The sequence below is a fragment of the Streptomyces chryseus genome (assembly GCF_014650755.1).
GTDB classification, from domain to species: Bacteria; Actinomycetota; Actinomycetes; order Streptomycetales; family Streptomycetaceae; genus Streptomyces; species Streptomyces chryseus.
Map to the genome: position 1 here is coordinate 19,653 of NZ_BMVO01000015.1, position 18,601 is coordinate 38,253.

The 18,601-nt window shown below is 71.2% G+C and carries 19 protein-coding genes; 4 read left to right on the forward strand and 15 right to left on the reverse strand.

Features of this window, described 5'->3' with window-relative positions; translation table 11 throughout:
- Positions 1-3: 3 nt before the first annotated feature.
- Complete coding sequence (locus IE185_RS21535) at positions 4-1,368, reverse strand: class I SAM-dependent RNA methyltransferase (RefSeq protein ID WP_138896923.1); 1,365 nt, start codon at positions 1,366-1,368, stop codon at positions 4-6.
- Positions 1,369-1,470: 102 nt separating this feature from the next.
- Positions 1,471-3,522 carry an APC family permease gene (locus IE185_RS21540; RefSeq protein WP_138896922.1) on the reverse strand — a complete coding sequence of 684 codons (2,052 nt, stop codon included), beginning with the start codon at positions 3,520-3,522 and terminating at the stop codon, positions 1,471-1,473.
- 323 nt (positions 3,523-3,845) lie between these two features.
- On the opposite strand from IE185_RS21540, the gene IE185_RS21545 reads away from it, so the two are divergent.
- Both IE185_RS21545 and IE185_RS21550 read left to right on the forward strand, forming a co-directional pair.
- The gene (locus IE185_RS21545) at positions 3,846-4,517 is read left to right on the forward strand and encodes a potassium channel family protein (protein WP_138898799.1); all 672 of its coding nucleotides are present in this window, start codon (positions 3,846-3,848) and stop codon (positions 4,515-4,517) included.
- The gene (locus IE185_RS21550; RefSeq protein ID WP_138898798.1) at positions 4,514-5,191 is read left to right on the forward strand and encodes a potassium channel family protein; all 678 of its coding nucleotides are present in this window, start codon (positions 4,514-4,516) and stop codon (positions 5,189-5,191) included. The genes IE185_RS21545 and IE185_RS21550 overlap by 4 nt, the downstream gene beginning before the upstream one ends.
- Positions 5,192-5,271: 80 nt before the next feature.
- Here the strand turns inward: IE185_RS21550 and IE185_RS21555 are convergent, their stop codons facing one another.
- From IE185_RS21555 to IE185_RS21585, 7 genes are all read right to left on the reverse strand, one after another.
- On the reverse strand, positions 5,272-6,036 hold the full coding sequence (locus IE185_RS21555; RefSeq protein ID WP_138898797.1) for a DUF3159 domain-containing protein: 765 nt from the start codon (positions 6,034-6,036) through the stop codon (positions 5,272-5,274).
- 3 nt (positions 6,037-6,039) lie between these two features.
- The gene (locus tag IE185_RS21560; protein ID WP_167518946.1) at positions 6,040-6,438 is read right to left on the reverse strand and encodes an OB-fold nucleic acid binding domain-containing protein; all 399 of its coding nucleotides are present in this window, start codon (positions 6,436-6,438) and stop codon (positions 6,040-6,042) included.
- A 97-nt stretch (positions 6,439-6,535) separates the two neighbouring features.
- On the reverse strand, positions 6,536-7,219 hold the full coding sequence (locus IE185_RS21565; RefSeq protein ID WP_138898795.1) for a response regulator: 684 nt from the start codon (positions 7,217-7,219) through the stop codon (positions 6,536-6,538).
- A 49-nt stretch (positions 7,220-7,268) separates the two neighbouring features.
- Positions 7,269-9,812 carry a DUF4118 domain-containing protein gene (locus tag IE185_RS21570; protein WP_189715773.1) on the reverse strand — a complete coding sequence of 848 codons (2,544 nt, stop codon included), beginning with the start codon at positions 9,810-9,812 and terminating at the stop codon, positions 7,269-7,271.
- Positions 9,813-10,082: 270 nt separating this feature from the next.
- The gene (locus tag IE185_RS21575) at positions 10,083-10,853 is read right to left on the reverse strand and encodes a DUF3710 domain-containing protein (protein ID WP_138895675.1); all 771 of its coding nucleotides are present in this window, start codon (positions 10,851-10,853) and stop codon (positions 10,083-10,085) included.
- Position 10,854: 1 nt separating this feature from the next.
- A complete protein-coding gene (dut, locus tag IE185_RS21580; protein WP_138895676.1) occupies positions 10,855-11,370 on the reverse strand; it encodes a dUTP diphosphatase in 516 nt (171 codons plus the stop codon).
- The gene (locus tag IE185_RS21585) at positions 11,367-11,975 is read right to left on the reverse strand and encodes a PaaI family thioesterase (RefSeq protein WP_138895677.1); all 609 of its coding nucleotides are present in this window, start codon (positions 11,973-11,975) and stop codon (positions 11,367-11,369) included. The genes dut and IE185_RS21585 overlap by 4 nt, the downstream gene beginning before the upstream one ends.
- Before the next feature lie 58 nt (positions 11,976-12,033).
- Between IE185_RS21585 and IE185_RS21590 the strand changes: the two genes are divergently transcribed.
- A complete protein-coding gene (locus tag IE185_RS21590; protein ID WP_138895678.1) occupies positions 12,034-12,492 on the forward strand; it encodes a DUF3093 domain-containing protein in 459 nt (152 codons plus the stop codon).
- Here the strand turns inward: IE185_RS21590 and IE185_RS21595 are convergent.
- From IE185_RS21595 to IE185_RS21610, 4 genes are all read right to left on the reverse strand, one after another.
- Entirely contained in the window at positions 12,489-13,370 is an 882-nt protein-coding gene (locus IE185_RS21595) for a hypothetical protein (protein ID WP_138895679.1), read from the reverse strand. The genes IE185_RS21590 and IE185_RS21595 overlap by 4 nt on opposite strands.
- A 12-nt stretch (positions 13,371-13,382) precedes the next feature.
- Positions 13,383-13,679, reverse strand: a complete 297-nt coding sequence (locus IE185_RS21600; protein WP_028814145.1) for a DUF4193 domain-containing protein — start codon at positions 13,677-13,679, stop codon at positions 13,383-13,385.
- Positions 13,680-14,072: 393 nt separating this feature from the next.
- Positions 14,073-15,305 carry a sensor histidine kinase gene (locus IE185_RS21605; protein WP_138895680.1) on the reverse strand — a complete coding sequence of 411 codons (1,233 nt, stop codon included), beginning with the start codon at positions 15,303-15,305 and terminating at the stop codon, positions 14,073-14,075.
- A 5-nt stretch (positions 15,306-15,310) separates the two neighbouring features.
- Positions 15,311-15,964: a response regulator transcription factor gene (locus IE185_RS21610; protein WP_138895681.1), complete on the reverse strand. Its 654-nt coding sequence runs from the start codon at positions 15,962-15,964 to the stop codon at positions 15,311-15,313.
- A gap of 299 nt (positions 15,965-16,263) precedes the next feature.
- On the opposite strand from IE185_RS21610, the gene IE185_RS21615 reads away from it, so the two are divergent.
- Positions 16,264-16,437 (forward strand): hypothetical protein, encoded by a 174-nt coding sequence (locus IE185_RS21615; RefSeq protein ID WP_167518945.1) that lies wholly within the window; start codon positions 16,264-16,266, stop codon positions 16,435-16,437.
- Between the two features lie 148 nt (positions 16,438-16,585).
- Here the strand turns inward: IE185_RS21615 and IE185_RS21620 are convergent, their stop codons facing one another.
- Complete coding sequence (locus IE185_RS21620) at positions 16,586-17,386, reverse strand: inositol monophosphatase family protein (protein ID WP_138895682.1); 801 nt, start codon at positions 17,384-17,386, stop codon at positions 16,586-16,588.
- Between the two features lie 30 nt (positions 17,387-17,416).
- Complete coding sequence (locus tag IE185_RS21625; RefSeq protein ID WP_138895683.1) at positions 17,417-18,547, reverse strand: ferrochelatase; 1,131 nt, start codon at positions 18,545-18,547, stop codon at positions 17,417-17,419.
- Positions 18,548-18,601 lie beyond the last annotated feature (54 nt).

Below are 18,601 nucleotides of genomic sequence, written 5' to 3' on the forward strand. Positions count from 1 at the left end.
AGGTCAGGAGGACTTTGCGATGGGTTCAAGGATCGCCACGCACTCCACATGGTGCGTCATCGGGAAGAGGTCGAACGCCCGCAGCGTCCGCACCTTGTAGCCGTTGTCCGCGAAGTACGCCAGGTCGCGCGCCAGCGCCGCCGGGTCGCAGGCCACGTACGCGATGCGGCGGGCGCCCAGGGTGGTCAGGTGCTTGACCGTCTGCTTGCCGGCTCCCGCGCGGGGCGGGTCCAGGACGATCAGGTCGACGTCCGTGATGCCGGTGCGCGGCAGGACCTGCTCGACCTTGCCCTGCTCGATGCGGACCCGCTCGAACCCCTGGAGGTTGTGCCGGGCGTCCTCCACCGCTCGCTTGCTCGTCTCGATGCCGAGCACCGCGCCCTGGTCGCCCACCCGGTCCGCGATCGCGCCCGCGAACAGGCCGACCCCGCAGTAGAGGTCGAGAGCCGAGTCGCCCTTGCGGGGCAGCAGGCCCTGCATGACGGCGCGCATCAGGGTGTCCGCGGCCTGCGGATGGACCTGCCAGAAGCCGCCCATGCCGACGCGGTACGTGCGCCCGTCCGCCCGCTCGCGCACGAAGGCGCGGCCGTGCACCCGGTGCACTCCGCCGTCCTTCTCCTCCACGCGCAGGACCGACACCGGCTTGTCGAGCTCCACCAGCGGCAGGCGGCCGCCCGGTCGCGGCGTGAGGACGACCTGGCGGTCGTTCGAGCCGGTGGCCGCGATCGCCTCGACCGACGCCATCTGCGGCCAGTCCTGCTTCTCGATGCCGAGTTCGCTGACGCCCGGTGCGGCGATCATGCAGTGGTCGATGGGCTGTACGTCGTGCGAGCGGTGCTTGCGCAGCCCCGCCCGGCCCTCGGCGTCCACGGCGTACTGCACGCGCGTGCGCCACGCCGGCACCTCGCCCTGCGGGAGCTTGTCGCCGGGCGCCGGCATGACCGTGCCGTCCCAGCCCGCCTCCTCCGGCGTGAGGCCCGCGAGGCGCAGGAGCTGCTCCGCGACGACCTCGCCCTTGAGCCGCCGCTGCGCGCCGGGCTTGGCGTGCTGCCAGTCGCAGCCGCCGCACTTGCCGGGTCCGGCGAACGGGCACGGGGCCTCGACGCGGTCCTTCGACGCCTCGATGACCTCGACCGCGTCCGCGCGCAGGTAGCGGGAGGTCTCGCCGCCGTCCGTCACGCGGGCGCGGACCTTCTCGCCGGGCAGCGTGTGCCGTACGAACAGCACCCGGCCCTCGTCGGTGCGGGCGATGCAGTGGCCGCCGTGGGCGACCGGGCCGACCTCGACCTCGTACTCGGTTCCGACCAGGGAATCGGCCGGCTCGGCCGGCTGCGCCGCTTCCTTCGAGTCCTTGGGTACTGACTGCATGACGGGGTGACTCCAGGGATCAAAGGGGTACGGCCGGACTTCAGCCCACCAGTCTACGTGGGTGTCGTCCGGCCGTTCACCACAGCGAAGTCGGGAGCGAGGTCAGCGCTTGCCGCCGCTGTTCTCCTTCGGGCGGCGGTCCACCGGACCGCGCCGTACGGCGCCGGGCGCGTTCCACTCCTGGCGCTTCTTCGCCCGCTCCTTCGCGAGCTCCGAGGACTGCAGCTGGTACGGCACCGAGGTGACCATCACCCCCGGTGTGAACAGCAGCCGGCCCTTCAGCCGCAGCGCGCTCTGGTTGTGCAGCAGGTGCTCGTACCAGTGGCCGACCACGTACTCCGGGATGTAGACGCTGATCGCGTCCCGCGGGCTCTCCCGCCGCAGCCCCTTCACGTAGTCGATGATCGGCCGCGTGATCTCGCGGTAGGGCGAGTCGAGGATCTTCAACGGCACGTTGATGCCGCGCCGCTCCCACTCCTCCTTGAGCGCCTTCGTCTCGGCCGGGTCGACGCTGATGCTCAGCGCCTCCAGCTTGTCCGAGCGCGTCAGCTTGGCGAAGGCGAGCGCCCGCAGCGTCGGCTTGTGGACCTTGGAGACCAGGACGATGGAGTGCACGCGGGACGGCCGGACGCTGTCGTCCGAGGGGCCCTCGTCGGCGGCGATCTCCTCGGCGACCCGGTCGTAGTGCTTACGGATCGCGCTCATCGTCCCGTAGAAGATCACCATGCCGAGCAGCGCGACCCACGCGCCGTGCGTGAACTTGGTGGCCAGTACGACGACGAGCACCAGGCCCGTGAAGAAGGCGCCGAAGGTGTTGATCGCCCGCGAGCGGACCATGCGGCGGCGGGCGGCCTGGTCCTTCTCGGTGCGCAGGTAGCGGTTCCAGTGCCGGACCATGCCGATCTGGCTGAGCGTGAAGGAGACGAAGACGCCGACGATGTAGAGCTGGATCAGCCGGGTCGAGTCGGCGCCGTACAGCCACACCAGCAGGATGGCCGCGCCGGCGAGCAGGACGATGCCGTTCGAGAAGGCGAGGCGGTCGCCGCGGGTGTGCAGCTGGCGCGGCAGGTAGCGGTCCTGCGCGAGGATCGAGCCGAGCAGCGGGAAGCCGTTGTACGCCGTGTTGGCGGCCAGGAAGAGCACGAGCGCGGTGGCCGCCGCGAGCAGGACGAAGAAGAACGTTCCGTCGCCGAACACGGCGGCCGCGACCTGCGAGATCACCGGGTCCTGCACGTAGTCCTCGCCGACGGCGGTGCCGTTGAGCAGCAGGTCCTTCGCGGGGTTCTCGGCCATCTTGACGTCGGTGGCCATGGCGAGACCGATGATGCCGCAGAACATCGTGACGGCCAGGGCGCCCATCAGGGCGAGCGTCGAGGCGGCGTTCCTGCTCTTGGGCTTGCGGAAGGCAGGTACACCGTTGCTGATCGCCTCGACGCCCGTGAGCGCCGCGCAGCCGGAGGAGAAGGCGCGCAGCAGGAGGAAGACGAGGGCGAAGCCGGCCAGGCCCTGGTGCTCGGGCTTGATCTCGAAGTCCGAGGTCGGCGCGTGCATGGTGTCGCCCATGACGACGGAGCGGTAGGCGCCCCAGGCGATCATGAGGAAGACGCCGGCCACGAAGACGTACGTCGGGATGGCGAAGAGCTTGCCGGACTCCTTCACGCCGCGCAGGTTCATGAGCGTCAGCAGCACGATGATGCCGATCGCGCACAGCACCTTGTGCTCGACGACGAAGGGGATGGCCGAGCCGAGGTTCTCGACGCCCGACGAGATCGACACGGCGACCGTGAGGACGTAGTCGACGAGCAGGGCGCTGGCGACGGTGAGGCCCGCCTTGGGGCCGAGGTTGGTGTTGGCGACCTCGTAGTCACCGCCACCGCTCGGGTAGGCGTGCACGTTCTGGCGGTACGAGGCCACCACGGTGAACATCAGCACCACGACGGCGACCGCGATCCACGGGCTGAAGTGGTACGCCGACACACCCGCGATGGAGAGCACCAGGAGCACTTCGCCCGGTGCGTACGCCACGGAGGAGAGCGGGTCGGAGGCGAAGACGGGAAGTGCGATGCGCTTGGGGAGAAGGGTCTCTCCCAGCTTGTCGCTGCGCAGCGCCCGGCCGATCAGGATCCGTTTGGGCACGTCGGTCAGTTTGGACACGCAGAGGATCGTAAGCGTTCGAAAAGGGCATCGCCCACCCACCACCCCCCACCGTCACCGAATCTCCTGCTGGTGCGTCCGTCTCCCTGCCTTCCCGACACTCCTGGGCGACCCGGATCACTCCGGAGCAACCCGGAATGGACCCCGAGACGTCCTACGTGATCGATGACGCGTTCGGCGTTGCCGCTACGGTGGACGAAGACAGGGGCGAGGCAGCAGTGGGCACGAGTGCCCATGCCTCCCCCGGTGAGCCGGGAAGGACGATGTGAGCAGGGTGTTTGTGCAGGTCAGCGGGGCGACCAGGAGTGCGGGGTAACGGGACGATGCACGTCGTCATCATGGGCTGCGGGCGAGTGGGAGCCGCTCTCGCGCAGAACCTGGAACAACAGGGGCACACGGTCGCCGTGATCGACCGGGACCCCACGGCCTTCCGCCGCCTGGGTTCCGGTTTCGGCGGCCGCAGGGTCACCGGGGTCGGCTTCGACCAGGACACCCTCCGCGAGGCGGGCATCGAGGACGCCGGCGCTTTCGCGGCGGTGAGCAGCGGCGACAACTCCAACATCATCGCGGCCCGGGTGGCCCGCGAGATGTTCGCCATCGAGAACGTCGCGGCCCGCATCTACGACCCGCGCCGCGCCGAGGTCTACCAGCGCCTCGGCATCCCGACCGTGGCCACGGTCCGCTGGACCGCCGACCAGATGCTGCGCCGGCTGCTGCCGTCGGGCGCCGAGCCGCTGTGGCGCGACCCGAGCGGCGTCGTGCAGCTCGCGGAGGTGCACACCTCCCCCGCCTGGATCGGCCACAAGATCAGCCGGCTCCAGGAGGAGACCGGCGTACGCGTCGCGTTCCTCACCCGGCTGGGCGAGGCGGTGCTGCCGACCTCCCAGACCGTGCTCCAGGAAGGCGACCTCGTGCACGTGATGATGCGTACGGACGAGATCGCGAAGGTCGAGGCGGCCTGCTCGCACGGCCCCGAGGAAGGCGGTCACGCATGAGGGTCGCTATTGCCGGAGCCGGCGCGGTGGGGCGTTCCATCGCGGGCGAGCTGCTGGAGAACGGGCACGAGGTCCTGCTCATCGACAAGGCGCCGACCGCCATCTCGGTGGAGCGCGTGCCGCTCGCCGAGTGGCTGCTGGCCGACGCCTGCGAGATCACCTCGCTCGACGAGGCGGCGCTCCAGCGCTGCAACGTGGTGATCGCGGCGACCGGCGACGACAAGGTCAACCTGGTCGTCTCGCTGCTCGCGAAGACCGAGTACGGCGTGCCGCGGGTGGTCGCCCGCGTCAACAATCCCAAGAACGAGTGGCTGTTCACCGAGGCCTGGGGCGTCGACGTCGCGGTCTCCACCCCGCGTCTGATGTCGGCGCTGGTCGAGGAGGCGGTGAGCGTGGGCGATCTCGTACGGCTGCTCCGCTTCAGCCACGGCGACGCCAACCTCGTCGAGCTGACGCTGCCGCCCGAGTCGGCGCTGGCGGGCACGCAGGTCGGGGACGTGGACTGGCCCGAGGACACCTCGCTGGTCACGATCATCCGCGGTACGCGCGTCCTCACGCCGAACCAGGAGGAGACCCTGGAGGCAGGCGACGAGCTGCTGTTCGTGGCCGCGCAGGCGCGCGAGGAGCAGCTGGAGGACCTGCTGTCGGTCCGCAAGGAGGAGGCGGCGGGCTGACGTCCCGGCGTACGCACGAGCGTGTGAGCGGGGCCCGGAACCATGACGGTTCCGGGCCCCGCTCACGTGGGTACGACGAATCAGGCGTCGCGCTGTGCTGCGGCGGCAGCCTTGCGCTCCTTCTCGGCCTTCTCCTGCGCGTCCATCTCGGCGAACACGTCGATGGGCGGCGGAGCCTTCGCGAGGAAGACCCACGTCAGGTAGACGGCGAGCAGGAACGGCGGGATCTTGAGGGCGACCAGCACCCAGCCGAGCTGGGTGGTGTCGGCCCACCAGTACAGCGGGAAGAGGATCGCGCACTTGGCAAGCAGGATCAGGCCCCAGGCCCAGCTGGCCTTGGCGTACGCCTTCTTGCGGCCCGGGTTCCGGGTCCGCCAGGAGAGGTTCTCCTTGAAGATCGGGCCGAGGATCAGGCCGATCAGCGGGACGCCCGCGAGCGTGGTCACGATGTACGCGAAGGCGAGGCCCAGCGTGTAGATCATGCCCGGCAGGTAGAAGTCCTTGGCGTTGCCGGTCATCATCGCGAAGACGACGCCGAAGGCGACGCCGAAGACACCGCTGAAGGCGTGCTTGACCGTGTCCCGGCGGATCAGCCGTACGGCGACGAGCAGCAAGGACACCGCGAGCGCGGCGATGGCCGAGACGTGCAGGTCCTTGTTGATCGTGAAGATCGTCACGAACAGCAGGCCGGGGAGCACGGTCTCCACCATGCCCCGCAGGCCGCCGAAGGCCTCGAACAGCGCGGCCTCCGTCACGGCCTTCGCGTCCTGTGCCTCAGCGGCTCGGGCGCCGTCGGGGCCCGCGCTGTCGTGATCTGTCGCGGTCGGCTTGTCGAGAGACGTCACCGGCTACTCCTGTCCGAGCGGTCGGAGCTCGTATTTGGGATTGAACAGCACCCGGCGGCCGTGGCTCATGGAGATCCGGCCCGAGGCGATGAGCCTGCGGCCCGGTTCTATGCCCACGATGGAACGGCGGCCCAGCCACACGACGTCCAGCGGCGCGGTGCCGTCGAACAGCTCCGCCTCGAGGGCGGGCACACCGGCACGCGGACGCAGGGTGACCGTCCGCAAGGTACCAGTCACCTTCACCACCTGGCGGTCGTCGCAGTCGCAGATGCGGGAGCACCCCGCGGCCTGCGAGTCCTCCTGCAGCTCCGCGGAGTGCAGGTCCTCCTGCGAGGTGGACAGCCGGTCGAGCATCCGGCGGAACCGGCCCGCTGGCTTCTCCGAACGTGGTACGGCACTCATACACGAAGCGTACCGGGCACCGGCCCCGCCCGGATCACCTCGCGGCACCGCGGAATCCGGTCACCCGGAAGCGGTCACGGCGCCCGGCCGGAGCGGCCTACCGCTCGAAGCGGTAGCCCATGCCGGGTTCGGTGACGAAGTGCCTGGGGTGCGAGGGGTCCGCCTCCAGCTTGCGGCGCAGCTGGGCCATGTAGACCCGCAGGTAGTTCGTCTCGGTGCCGTACGAGGGCCCCCAGACCTCCTGGAGGAGCTGCTTCTGGCTGACCAGGCGGCCGGTGTTCCGTACGAGCACTTCCAGGAGGTGCCATTCGGTGGGTGTCAGCCGTACGTCCCTGCCGTCGCGGTGGACCTTCTTCGCGGCCAGGTCGACGGTGAAGTCGCCCGCGTCGACGAGCACGTCGTCCTCGGCGCCTGCGGCCGGCTCGGCCCTGCGGACCGCTGCCCGGAGCCTGGCGAGCAGCTCGTCCATGCCGAAGGGCTTGGTGACGTAGTCGTCGGCCCCGGCGTCCAGCGCCTCGACCTTCTCGTCGGAGGTGTGGCGGGCGGAGAGCACCAGGATCGGCACGCGGGTCCAGCCGCGCAGGCCCTTGATCACCTCCACGCCGTCCATGTCGGGCAGACCGAGGTCGAGGACGACCACGTCGGGGTGGCGTGCGGCGGCGAGCCGGAGCGCGGTGGCGCCGTCGGACGCGGCGTCCACCTCGTACTTGCGCGCCTTCAGGTTGATCACGAGGGCGCGTACGATCTGCGGCTCGTCGTCGACCACGAGCACCCGGGTCATGGAGTGCCTGCCTTTCTGCGGGAGGTGGGGAACAGCCGGCGGGGCCGGCTCACGAGGTGATCCGGGCGGGGAGGTCCTGTCGTACGGGCGGGTGTCCCGGGGCCGCCCTGAGGGTCAGGACCATGGTCATGCCGCCCCCCGGCGTGTCCTCGGCGGTGAGAGTGCCGCCCATGGCCTCGGCGAAGCCGCGGGCGACGGCGAGGCCCAGGCCCACGCCGGCGCCGCGCGGGGCGTCGCCGTAGCGCTGGAACGGCTCGAAGATCCGGTCCTTCTCGTCGTCGGGGACCCCGGTCCCGCGGTCCGCGACGCGCAGCTCGACGCGCGCGCCGAGGGCGCTCGCGGCGACGGAGACGGGGGTGCCGTCGGGGCTGTACTTGACGGCGTTCTCGACGATGTTGGCGACGGCGCGCTCCAGGAGTCCCCGGTCGACGGCCACCATCGGCAGGGTCTCCGGGATGTCGAGGCCGACGCTCCCGTCGGGTACGCCGACGAGCGCCATGGGGACGACCTCGTCGAGGTCCGTCTCGCGGATCAGCGGGGTGACGGTGCCGGTCTGGAGCCGGGACATGTCGAGGAGGTTGCCGACGAGGTGGTCGAGGCGGTCCGCGCCGTCCTCGATGGCGGCGAGCAGCTCGGCCTCGTCGGCGTCCGACCAGGCCACGTCGTCGGAGCGCAGGGAGGAGACGGCGGCCTTGATGGCGGCCAGCGGTGTACGCAGGTCGTGGCTGACGGCGGCGAGCAGGGCGGTGCGGATGCGGTTGCCCTCGGCCAGCTTGCGCGCCCCCTCCGCCTCGCCGACCAGCCGCTGCCGGTCCAGTACGACGGCGGCCTGCGCGGCGAACGCGCCGAGCACCCGGCGGTCCTCGGCGGGCAGGACACGGCCGGCCAGGGCCAGTGCCATGTGGTCGCCGACGGGCATGTCCACGTCGGCGTCCTCGGGGCGGGTCAGCGGCCGGGGGCCGACGCTGCCGGCGCAGGTCCACGGGTCGACGTCACTCTTCCGTTCGAGCAGCGCGACGGATTCCATCGCGAAGGTCTCCCGGACCCGTTCCAGCAGGGCGTCCAGGGCCGTCTCGCCGCGCAGGACACTGCCGGCGAGGAACGAGAGGATCTCGGACTCGGCGCGCAGACGCGCGGCCTGGTGGGTGCGGCGGGCGGCCAGGTCCACCACGGAGGCGACCGACACGGCCACCGCGAAGAAGATCACGATGGCGACGAGGTTCTCCGGATCGGCGACCGTCAGGGTGTGGGTGGGCGGAGTGAAGTAGTAGTTCAGCAGGAGCGAGCCCACGGCGGCCGAGGCCAGCGCCGGAAGCAGCCCGCCGACCAGGGCGGCGAGCACGGTCAGGAAGAGGAAGAGCAGGACGTCGTTGGCGAGCCCCGGGCCGTTCTCCAAGCTGGTGAGCAGCAGCGAGAGCAGGACCGGCGCGGCGACGCCGACCAGCCAGCCGGAGACGATCCGGGCTCGCCCGAGGCGGGCGCCGCGGGCGACCGGCAGGCCGCGGCCCCTGGCGACGTGGTCGTGCGTGACGATGTGGACGTCCAGGTCCGGCCCGGAGTCGCGGGCGACGGTGGCGCCGACGCCCGGCCCGAAGACGTACTGCCAGGCCTTGCGGCGGCTGGAGCCGAGCACGATCTGGGTGGCGTTGACCCCCCGCGCGAACTCCAGCAGCGCGGACGGCACGTCGTCGCCTATGACGTGGTGGAAGGTGCCGCCGAGGTCCTCGACGAGGGTGCGCTGTACGGCGAGTTCCTTGGGCGAGGCCGAGGTGAGGCCGTCGCTGCGGGCGATGTAGACGGCGAGGATCTCACTGCCCGAGCCCTTGGCCGCCATGCGCGAGGCGCGTCGGATGAGCGTTCGGCCCTCGGGTCCGCCGGTGAGGCCGACGACGATGCGCTCGCGCGCCTGCCAGGTGGAGCGGATGTTGTGCTCGCCCCGGTACTGCTGGAGGTACTCGTCGACCCGGTCGGCGACCCACAGGAGCGCCAGCTCGCGCAGGGCGGTGAGGTTGCCGGGGCGGAAGTAGTGGGACAGTGCGGCGTCGAGTTTGTCCGGCTTGTATATGTTGCCGTGGGCCATGCGGCGGCGCAGCGCCTGGGGCGACATGTCGACCAGCTCGATCTGGTCGGCGCGCCGCACGACCTCGTCCGGCACGGTCTCCCGCTGCCGTACGCCGGTGATCGACTCGACGACGTCCCCCAGGGACTCCAGGTGCTGGATGTTGACGGTCGATATGACGTCGACGCCGGCCTGGAGGAGCTCTTCGACGTCCTGCCAGCGCTTCGCGTTGCGCGAGCCGGGGACGTTGGTGTGGGCGAGCTCGTCGACGAGGGCCACGGCGGGGCGGCGTTCGAGGACCGCGTCGACGTCCATCTCGGTGAACGCGGCGCCGCGGTAGGTGATCTCGCGGCGCCGGATCTGCTCCAGACCGCGCAGCATCACTTCGGTGCGCGGCCGGTCGTGGTGCTCGACGAAGGCGACGACGCAGTCGGTGCCGCGCTCCACACGGCGGTGGGCCTCGGAGAGCATCGCGTACGTCTTGCCCACACCCGGCGCCGCACCCAGGTATATGCGTAGCTTGCCGCGTCCCATGGCCCCATTGTCTTCCAGGCGAATGCTGCGGCCCGACGGGGCAGCTCTGGTGAAGCTACAGCCCCGATTCCCGGCAAAACGGACGGGTGGCGCGTCGAGGGGCCGTATTGACGCGACTCTGACGCCCCTCGGCGCTCAGCGGTGCTCGACGAGCCTCCCGACCGGCAACGCCCGGCCCTGCCGCCGAGTCCCCGGCCCCCGGCCACGCACGCCGGTGGGCCGCACCCCCCGGCCCCGGGGAGTGCGGCCCACCGGCCGCGTCGTCGCGTGTCAGCGCACTTCCGTGATCTCCGGACCGCGCTGGAGCTGTCCCATGCCGCCGGAGAAGCGCGAGCCCTCCTGCTCCTCCTGCTGAACGCCCTCGGGCACCATCTGCGCGTCGTCCGGCAGCTTGAGGACGATCGGGTCGCGCGGCGCCATCGGGCCCTCGCCCCGTACGACCACGGTGTCCTTGAAGACGTGCTCCAGCACGCCCGCGGCCTGCGGCTGCACCGCGCCCTGACCGGAGATCACTCCGCGCAGGAACCAGCGCGGCCCGTCGACGCCGACGAAGCGCACCATCTGCACGCCGCCCGTGCCGTCCGGCAGCTGTACGGGAACCTGCGCGCGCAGCTCCCAGCCGAGCGGGCCCTCGATCTCGTCGATGACGCCGCCCTGCTGGGTGATGCCCGACGCGATCTCCTCGCGGACCTCGCCCCAGATGCCTTCCTTCTTCGGAGCCGCGAAGGCCTGGAGCTGTACGGCGCTGTCACGCAGCACGACCGTCGCCGCGACGATCGCGTCGCCCGCGACCTCGACCCGCAGTTCCATGCCCTCGACCCCGGGCACGAACATGCCGCCCAGGTCGACCCGGCCCTCGCCGGGCTCCATCACCTCGGACACGTCCCACGGACCGTCCGGGCGGGGTGCCGGCGGCAGGTTCACCCTGCGTACCGACCCGTCGCCGTCCGCGGCCGCGTCAGGCTCGACATCGTCGACGACCTGCTCGGCCTCGCCCGCCACATCCGCGGCGGATTCGCTCTTCTTGCGACGTCCGAACACGTCACTGTCCTTCCCGGTCGGATACGACCGATGCGTATCGATTCCCACCCGCCCGGCCGTCCACAGCGGCATGCCCGCCGGTGGAACCGAAGCCCCCCTCGGCCCGCGCCGAGCCGGGAAGCTCCGCGACCTCGTGGAAGCGCACCTTCTCGACCTGCTGGACGACCAGTTGGGCAATCCGGTCGAAGCGCTCGAACCGCACGCTCTCGCGCGGGTCGAGATTGACCACGATCACCTTGATTTCCCCACGGTACCCGGCATCCACCGTCCCCGGGGCATTCACGAGGGCGACTCCACAGCGGGCGGCGAGACCGGATCGCGGGTGCACGAAGGCCGCGTACCCGTCGGGCAGCGCGACAGACACCCCGGTGGGAAGCACCGCACGCTCGCCGGGGGCCAGTTCGGCGGCCTCGGTGGTGACGAGGTCCGCCCCGGCGTCACCCGGATGTCCGTACGAAGGAAGGGGTACGTCGGGGTCGACCCGGCGGATCAGCACGTCTACGGGGGTACGGGTCACGGGTTCACCTCGAAGGCGCGGGCGCGCCTGGCCTGATCGGGGTCGGCCATCGCCGCCCGGATCTCCTCCGGGCGTCCGTTGTCGATGAAGTGGTCGACCTTGACTTCGATGAAGAGGGCGTCGGCGCGGACGGCCACGGGCCCCTCGGGGCCTCCGATGCGTCCGGTCGCCGTGGAGTAGATCTTGCGGCCGTGCACCGCGGTCACCTCGGCGTCGAGGTGCAGCACGGTGTCCACCGGTACGGGACGCACGAAATCGGTCTCCAGCCGGCCGGTCACCGCGATCACCCGCAGCAGCCAGTTCAGGGAACCGAGCGTCTCGTCGAGCGCCGTGGCCAGTACGCCGCCGTGCGCGAGGCCGGGAGCGCCCTGGTGGGCGGGCCTGACGGTGAATTCGGCCGAGACGCGCACGCCTTCGCCGGCGCGGGCCTGGAGGTGCAGCCCGTGGGGCTGTTCCCCGCCGCAGCCGAAGCAGTGCGCGTAGTGCGCTCCGAGCAGCTCTCCCGGCGGCGGTGCGTCGGGGTGCCGGACCGGGGCTATGGCGTCGGCCGGGGGCTTGAGGGCCGCGGACCCGGGGGCCGTCTCCCGGGAGTTCTCATTGCTCACAGGCGCAGACCTTACCCGCGCGGGTCCTCGCAGGTCGCGCCGTGCCAAGCTTGGTTTCATGCAGCCTTCCGCCCCGCAGTACACAGAACGTCTGACCGCACCGCGCTCCTGGTGGGTCATCGCCGGACTCATCGGTGTCGCGGGCGGGCTGATGCTGCTGCCCCTGGGCCTCCTGCCGATGCTGGGCGGGATCGTCGGCGCCGGAGCGCTCGCCGCGGCGGGCGTCAGTACGTACGGTTCGCAGCGCATCCGGGTGGTCGGGGACGCGCTGATCGCCGGTGACGCCCGCATCCCGGTCTCCGCGCTGGGCGAGGCCGAGGTACTGGACGCCGAGCAGGCCCGCGCCTGGCGGTCGCACAAGGCCGACACCCGCGCCCACATGCTGCTGCGCAGCTACATCCCGGGGGCGCTGCGGGTCGAGGTCACCGATCCGGCCGACCCGACGCCGTACCTGTACCTCTCGACGCGTGATCCCGAGGGCCTGGCCGCGGCTCTCGCGGCCGTACGGGCGGGCTAGCTCCCCGGCTCCTCGCGGCCGCGCTCCAGCCCGGCCCGGAAGTCCTCGGGCAGCACGGGCTCGTCGGGCTTCGCCAGGGGCGGCAGCTCGGGCAGCGCGTCCCAGGGGATCTGCGTGCTGCGCAGGTCCCGGCGGATGCGTTCGGCGAGCCTTCGGGTGTCGCGGCGGTTCATCACGGCGCCGACGGCGGCGCCGACCATGAACGGCATGAGGTTCGGCAGGTCGCGGACCATGCGTTTCATGATCTGCTGCCGGAGCTGGCGCTTCATCTGCGTGCCGAGCGCCGTGTTGTACGTGGCCGGTTTGGTCACGTCGATCCCCCGCTCCTGGGTCCAGGAGGTGAGGTAGGCGGTGCTGCGCTGGGCCAGCCCGCCGGGGGGCCGTCTTCCGTAGACCTCGTGGAGTTCGGCGATGAGCTTCAGCTCGATCGCGGCCACGCCGGTGATCTCCGCGGCCAGTTCCGCGGGCATCGCGGGGGGTACGGGCAGCATGGCCGCAGCGCCGATGCCCGCCCCCACGGTGGAGGTGCCATGGGCCGCACCGGCCACCAGCTTGTCCGCGAGCTGCTCCGGGCCGAGGCCCGGGAACTGCTTGCGCAGGGTCGGCAGGTCACGCACGGGGAGGCGCGGCGCCAGCTCGACGACCCGGTCGGCGAGATGGCCGATACCGGCCATCGCGCTCTGGCCGCCCTTCCGTACGCCCTGCCTGACAGCCGCCAGGCGCCGGGCCCCCGCGGTGGGCCCTTCCGCCGTTTCGAGCGAGGCCGGCAGGCCCCGCTCGTCGTCACGTGCGCCGACGGCCGCGCTCACGTCTTGCGGCGCCTCCGGCGAATCCTTGCGCCGGAAGCGCTTCTTCCGGGACGGTGTCGCGCCTGCCACGGCCGGCCCGTCCTAGTCGCAGTCGCGGCAGATCGGCTGACCGTTCTTCTCCCTGGCCAGCTGGCTGCGGTGGTGCACCAGGAAGCAGCTCATGCAGGTGAACTCGTCGGCCTGCTTGGGCAGGACACGTACGGCGAGCTCTTCGTTGGACAGGTCGGCGCCGGGCAGTTCAAGCCCTTCCGCCGCCTCGAATTCGTCCACGTCAACGGCCGATGCCGTCTTGTCGCTCCGACGTGCCTTGAGCTCTTCAAGGCTGTCCGAATCGACGTCGTCATCGGTCTTGCGTGGGGTGTCGTAATCCGTTGCCACTGTCGCTCTCCCCCTCTGGGTAGTTGCGGTGTCTCAGCGCACGTAACGCGTGAGAGGCCGGACTTGTGCCCGACCTGAGGCGGAGATTTTGCCTCACATCAAGGTCTGTTACTCAATCGACACCCAACCGATCTCCTGAGGGGTGATCGGTTTTGATGGCGATCGGGACCGTACACGGTCCGAATGTCGCACCTCACGAGCGCCACCTCGTGTACTTCCCGTTATCTCACCCCCAGGAAACCCGGACTTTTCCCGGTTTTCCGGGGAAGTTCGCGATCACGGAGCGTAGATGGCGGGAATTCGGAACCTGTGATCGATCACACACCGACCGACCCTGGCAAGGTCCCGAAAATTCCGCTTAAAGCGAACAGCCGCGTGGCTGCGCGAAACGTCTCAGACCGGAAGCGTGACGCGCATCACAAGGCCGCCGCCCTCGCGGGGCTCCGCGATGATACGGCCTCCGTGAGCCCTCGCGACGCTGCGAGCGATGGAGAGGCCGAGACCGACGCCCTTGTCGCTGCCGGTGCGCTCGGTCCGCAGGCGCCTGAACGGCTCGAAGAGGTTGTCGACCTCGTACGCGGGAACCACGGGACCCGTGTTCGAGACGACCAGGAGGGCCTGGCCGTGGCCGACCTCGGTGGTGACCTCGACCCAGCCGCCCTCCGGCACGTTGTAGCGCACGGCATTCTGCACCAGGTTGAGCGCGATCCGCTCCAGCAGTACGCCGTTGCCCTGCACGACGGCGGGCGCCCGCTCGCCCCGTATCTCCACACCCTTCGCCGCCGCCTCGCCGTGCGCCTGGTCGATGGCGCGCGAGGCGACCTCGGCCAGGTCCACGGGCTTGCGCTCGGTGATCTGGTTCTCGCTGCTGGCGAGGAGCAGCAGACCCTCCACGAGCTGCTCGCTGCGCTCGTTGGTGGCCAGCAGGGTCTTGCCCAGCTGCTGGAGCTCCGGGGGCGCCGCGGGGTCCGACAGGTGCACCTCCAGGAGCGTCCTGTTGATCGCCAGCGGCGTGCGCAGCTCGTGCGACGCGTTGCCCACGAACCGCTGCTGGGCGGTGAACGCCCGTTCCAGCCGGTCGAGCATCTCGTCGAAGGTGTCGGCGAGCTCCTTCAGCTCGTCGTCCGGCCCGTCCAGCTCGATCCGCCGGGTCAGGTCGGTGCCGGCCACCCGGCGGGCCGTACGCGTGATCCTGCCGAGCGGCGACAGGACGCGTCCGGCCATCGCGTAACCGAAGGCGAAGGCGATGACGCTGAGGCCGAGCAGGGCAAGCAGCGAGCGGCTGAGCAGCTCGTCGAGCGCCTGCTGCCGCTGGTGGTTGACGCAGGCGTTCACGGCCGCGTTGAACTGGTCGGGCGTCGCGTTGCCGGGCAGATCGCACACCGTGCTCTTGACCTCGCCGCTCACGATCTTGAACGGCAGGTCGCTGCCGACCGCCAGAGCCTGGGCGGCGAGCAGGTAGATGATCGAGAGCAGCAGGATGCCCGCGATCAGGAACATCCCGCCGTACAGCAGGGTGAGCCGTATCCGGATGGTCGGGCGGAGCCAGGGGAACGAGGGTTCCTGCTCCCTCGGGTCCCAGGTGGGTTTCGGCGGCGCGAGAGGGGGCGCCGGGGTCGCGGCCACGCGCGTCAGATCCGGTAGCCGGAACCGGGCACGGTGACGATCACCGGCGGCTCCCCGAGCTTGCGGCGCAGCGTCATGACGGTGACGCGGACGACGTTGGTGAACGGGTCGGTGTTCTCGTCCCAGGCCTTCTCCAGCAGCTGCTCGGCCGACACGACGGCGCCCTCGCTGCGCATCAGCACCTCAAGCACCGCGAACTCCTTCGGCGCCAGCTGGATCTCCTGGCCGTCGCGGAAGACCTCGCGGCGGTTCGGGTCGAGCTTGATGCCGGCGCGCTCCAGGACGGGCGGCAGCGCGACGGTCGTACGGCGCCCGAGGGCCCGTACCCGCGCGGTCAGCTCGCTGAAGGCGAAGGGCTTCGGCAGGTAGTCGTCGGCGCCGATCTCCAGGCCCTCCACGCGGTCGCTGACGTCACCGGAGGCGGTGAGCATCAGGACGCGGGTGGGCATGCCCAGCTCGACGATCTTCCGGCAGACGTCGTCTCCGTGAACCAGCGGGAGGTCCCGGTCCAGCACGACGACGTCGTAGTCGTTCACCCCGATGCGTTCCAGGGCGGCCGCTCCGTCGTACACGACGTCGACGGCCATGGCCTCCCGGCGCAGTCCGGTGGCCACCGCATCGGCGAGCAGCTGCTCGTCCTCGACGACGAGTACGCGCACGTCGTAATTCCTTCCGCTGACTGCCCATGCGGGCAGGTGTGTCCAGTCGCTGTGTGCTGCCATCCTGCCCCTTTCGGCCATAAACCGGCGGTAAGGCGGTAGGGCCGGAAAGAGCAGAAGGACAGCCGTGAGGGGGATTTCCATGATTCCCGGGCGAGTTGAGGTTTTCCTGAGGCGGGCTGTGGGGAGGACGACTGCACACCCCGCGATCACGCCCTGTATTCGGCACGCCACGTGATCGACCACCCCACCCCCGGCACACCCCCGTGCCACCGACCCATGACGAGGGGGCGCAACCCATGGACGCTTTCACCGCAGGCCTGCTGCAGCGCATAAAGGCCACGGAATCCGACCTCACGATGGCTCGCGAAACGGGCGACGACTTCCTGGCGGAGGTGGAGCAGGCGGAGCTGGAGGACCTGCACCGTCTCGCCGCGGAGCACGGCGTGCAGGTGACCGCCGCGAGCGTGTGACCTGCCCCGTCGACCGTACGGAGCACGTAGAGCACCCTGAGCACGCACGAGGGCCCCGATGCCGTGGAAGGCGCCGGGGCCCTTGTCGTGCCGCCGGCGGGTCCCACCGGCCGTCCTGGCCGGCCAGTGAGCCCGTCGGCCCGACGGCCTAGTCGTGCCAGGCGCCGAACTCCTCCAGGAGGGCCTGGAGCGGGTCGAAGACCCCGGGTGACGCCGCGATCGTCAGTTCGCCCGACAGCCGCTCACCGGGCCGCCCGCCGGTCACCGCGCCCGCTTCCCGGGCGATCAGGCCGCCCGCGGCGTAGTCCCACGGGCTGAGCCCCCGCTCGTAGTACCCGTCCAGCCGCCCGGCGGCCACGTCGCACAGGTCGATCGCCGCCGACCCGCCGCGCCGGATGTCCCGCAGCCTCGGGATCAGCCGCTGCGCCACGTCCGCCTGGTGGCCGCGCACCGCCGCGACGTAGTTGAAGCCGGTGGAGACCAGCGCCTGGTCGAGCGGCGGCGCGGGCCGCACCCGCAGCGCCGTACCGCCGCAGTACGCGCCGCCGCCCCGCACCGCCTGGTACGTCTCCCCGCGCATCGGCGCCGCGACGACCCCCACCAGGGTCTCGCCGTCCCGCTCGGCCGCGACGGACACCGCCCAAGTGGGCAGCCCGTAGAGGTAGTTCACCGTGCCGTCGAGCGGGTCGATCACCCACCGGACGCCGGTCGTGCCCGTGCTGCTGGCGCCCTCCTCGCCCAGGACCCCGTCGTCGGGGCGGTGTTCGGCGAGGAAGCCGGTGATCAGCTGCTCGGCGGCGATGTCCATCTCGGTGACCACGTCGATGGGGCTGGACTTGGTGGCGGCCACGCCGAGATCGGCCGGCCGCCCGTCCCGCAGCAGCGCTCCGGCCCGCCGCGCCGCCTCCAGGGCGACTTCGAGCAGCTCGGTCGAGAGGGGATCGGTCACGGGCTCTCCCTGGATCAGGCGTACGGAGGATCAGGCGTACGGGCTGTCGGCGCCCGCCGCCGCGGGCTTGGGGGACCGGGCCGGGCAGCACCCGACCGGGCACAGGTCGTGGCTCGGGCCCAGCGCCCCCAGCGCGCACCGCTCCACGACGAACCCGCGCTCGGTGGCGGCCCGCTCCAGCAGCAGCCCGCGCACGGCGGCGGCGAAGCGCGGGTCGGCGCCGACGGTCGCTGACCTCCGCACCGGCAGACCGAGTTCGGCGGCCCTGGCGGTGGCCTCGGTGTCCAGGTCGTACAGGACCTCCATGTGGTCCGACACGAAGCCGATCGGAACCATCACCACGGCCGGCACGCCCGCCGCGTGCCGCTCCTCCAGGTGGTCGCAGATGTCCGGTTCCAGCCAGGGGGTGTGCGGGGCTCCGCTGCGCGACTGGTAGACGAGCTGCCAGGGGTGCGCGACGCCGGTCTCCTCCCGTACCGCCTCGGCGATCAGCCGGGCGACGTCCAGGTGCTCGGCGACGTACGCGCCGCCGTCGCCGTGCTCCCCCGCCGGCCCGGACGTGTCCGCCGACGCCGTGGGGATCGAGTGCGTCGTGAAGGCGAGGTGCGCCCCCGCCCGTACGCTCTCGTCCAGCTCGGCCAGGGACTTGAGGACCCCGTCGACCATCGGGCGTACGAAACCCGGGTGGTTGAAGTAGTGCCGCAGTTTGTCGACGCGCGGCGGCGCGGTCCCCTCGGCCTCCAGGGTCGCGAGCGCCTCGGCGAGGTTCTCGCGGTACTGGCGGCAGCCGGAGTACGAGGCGTACGCGCTCGTGGCGAGCACGGCGACGCGGCGGCGGCCGTCCGCGGCCATCTCGCGCAGGGTGTCGACCAGGTAGGGCGCCCAGTTGCGGTTGCCCCAGTAGACCGGCAGGCCGTCCAGACCGTGCTCCGCGAAGTCCTCGCGCAGGGCGTCGAGGAGCGCGCGGTTCTGCTCGTTGATCGGGCTGACTCCGCCGAAGAGGAAGTAGTGCTGCCCCACCTCCTTGAGCCGCTCCTTGGGGATGCCGCGGCCACGGGTGACGTTCTCCAGGAACGGGACCACGTCGTCCGGGCCTTCGGGGCCGCCGAAGGAGAGAAGCAGCAGGGCGTCGTAAGGGGCTGGATCGCGCTGATCGGGCATGGGAACGATCCTGCCACCCGTGCGCGGCGCCGGTGAAACCGCCGTGCGGCAAGC

What these genes read in the sequence shown, in the direction of transcription:
- IE185_RS21535 (WP_138896923.1), bottom strand. Translation starts at nt 1,368, where the DNA reads ATGCAGTCAGTACCCAAGGACTCGAAGGAAGCGGCGCAGCCGGCCGAG.
- IE185_RS21545 (WP_138898799.1), top strand. Translation starts at nt 3,846, where the DNA reads ATGCACGTCGTCATCATGGGCTGCGGGCGAGTGGGAGCCGCTCTCGCG.
- IE185_RS21550 (WP_138898798.1), top strand. Translation starts at nt 4,514, where the DNA reads ATGAGGGTCGCTATTGCCGGAGCCGGCGCGGTGGGGCGTTCCATCGCG.
- IE185_RS21560 (WP_167518946.1), bottom strand. Translation starts at nt 6,438, where the DNA reads ATGAGTGCCGTACCACGTTCGGAGAAGCCAGCGGGCCGGTTCCGCCGG.
- IE185_RS21565 (WP_138898795.1), bottom strand. Translation starts at nt 7,219, where the DNA reads ATGACCCGGGTGCTCGTGGTCGACGACGAGCCGCAGATCGTACGCGCC.
- IE185_RS21570 (WP_189715773.1), bottom strand. Translation starts at nt 9,812, where the DNA reads ATGGGACGCGGCAAGCTACGCATATACCTGGGTGCGGCGCCGGGTGTG.
- IE185_RS21590 (WP_138895678.1), top strand. Translation starts at nt 12,034, where the DNA reads ATGCAGCCTTCCGCCCCGCAGTACACAGAACGTCTGACCGCACCGCGC.
- IE185_RS21615 (WP_167518945.1), top strand. Translation starts at nt 16,264, where the DNA reads ATGGACGCTTTCACCGCAGGCCTGCTGCAGCGCATAAAGGCCACGGAA.
- IE185_RS21625 (WP_138895683.1), bottom strand. Translation starts at nt 18,547, where the DNA reads ATGCCCGATCAGCGCGATCCAGCCCCTTACGACGCCCTGCTGCTTCTC.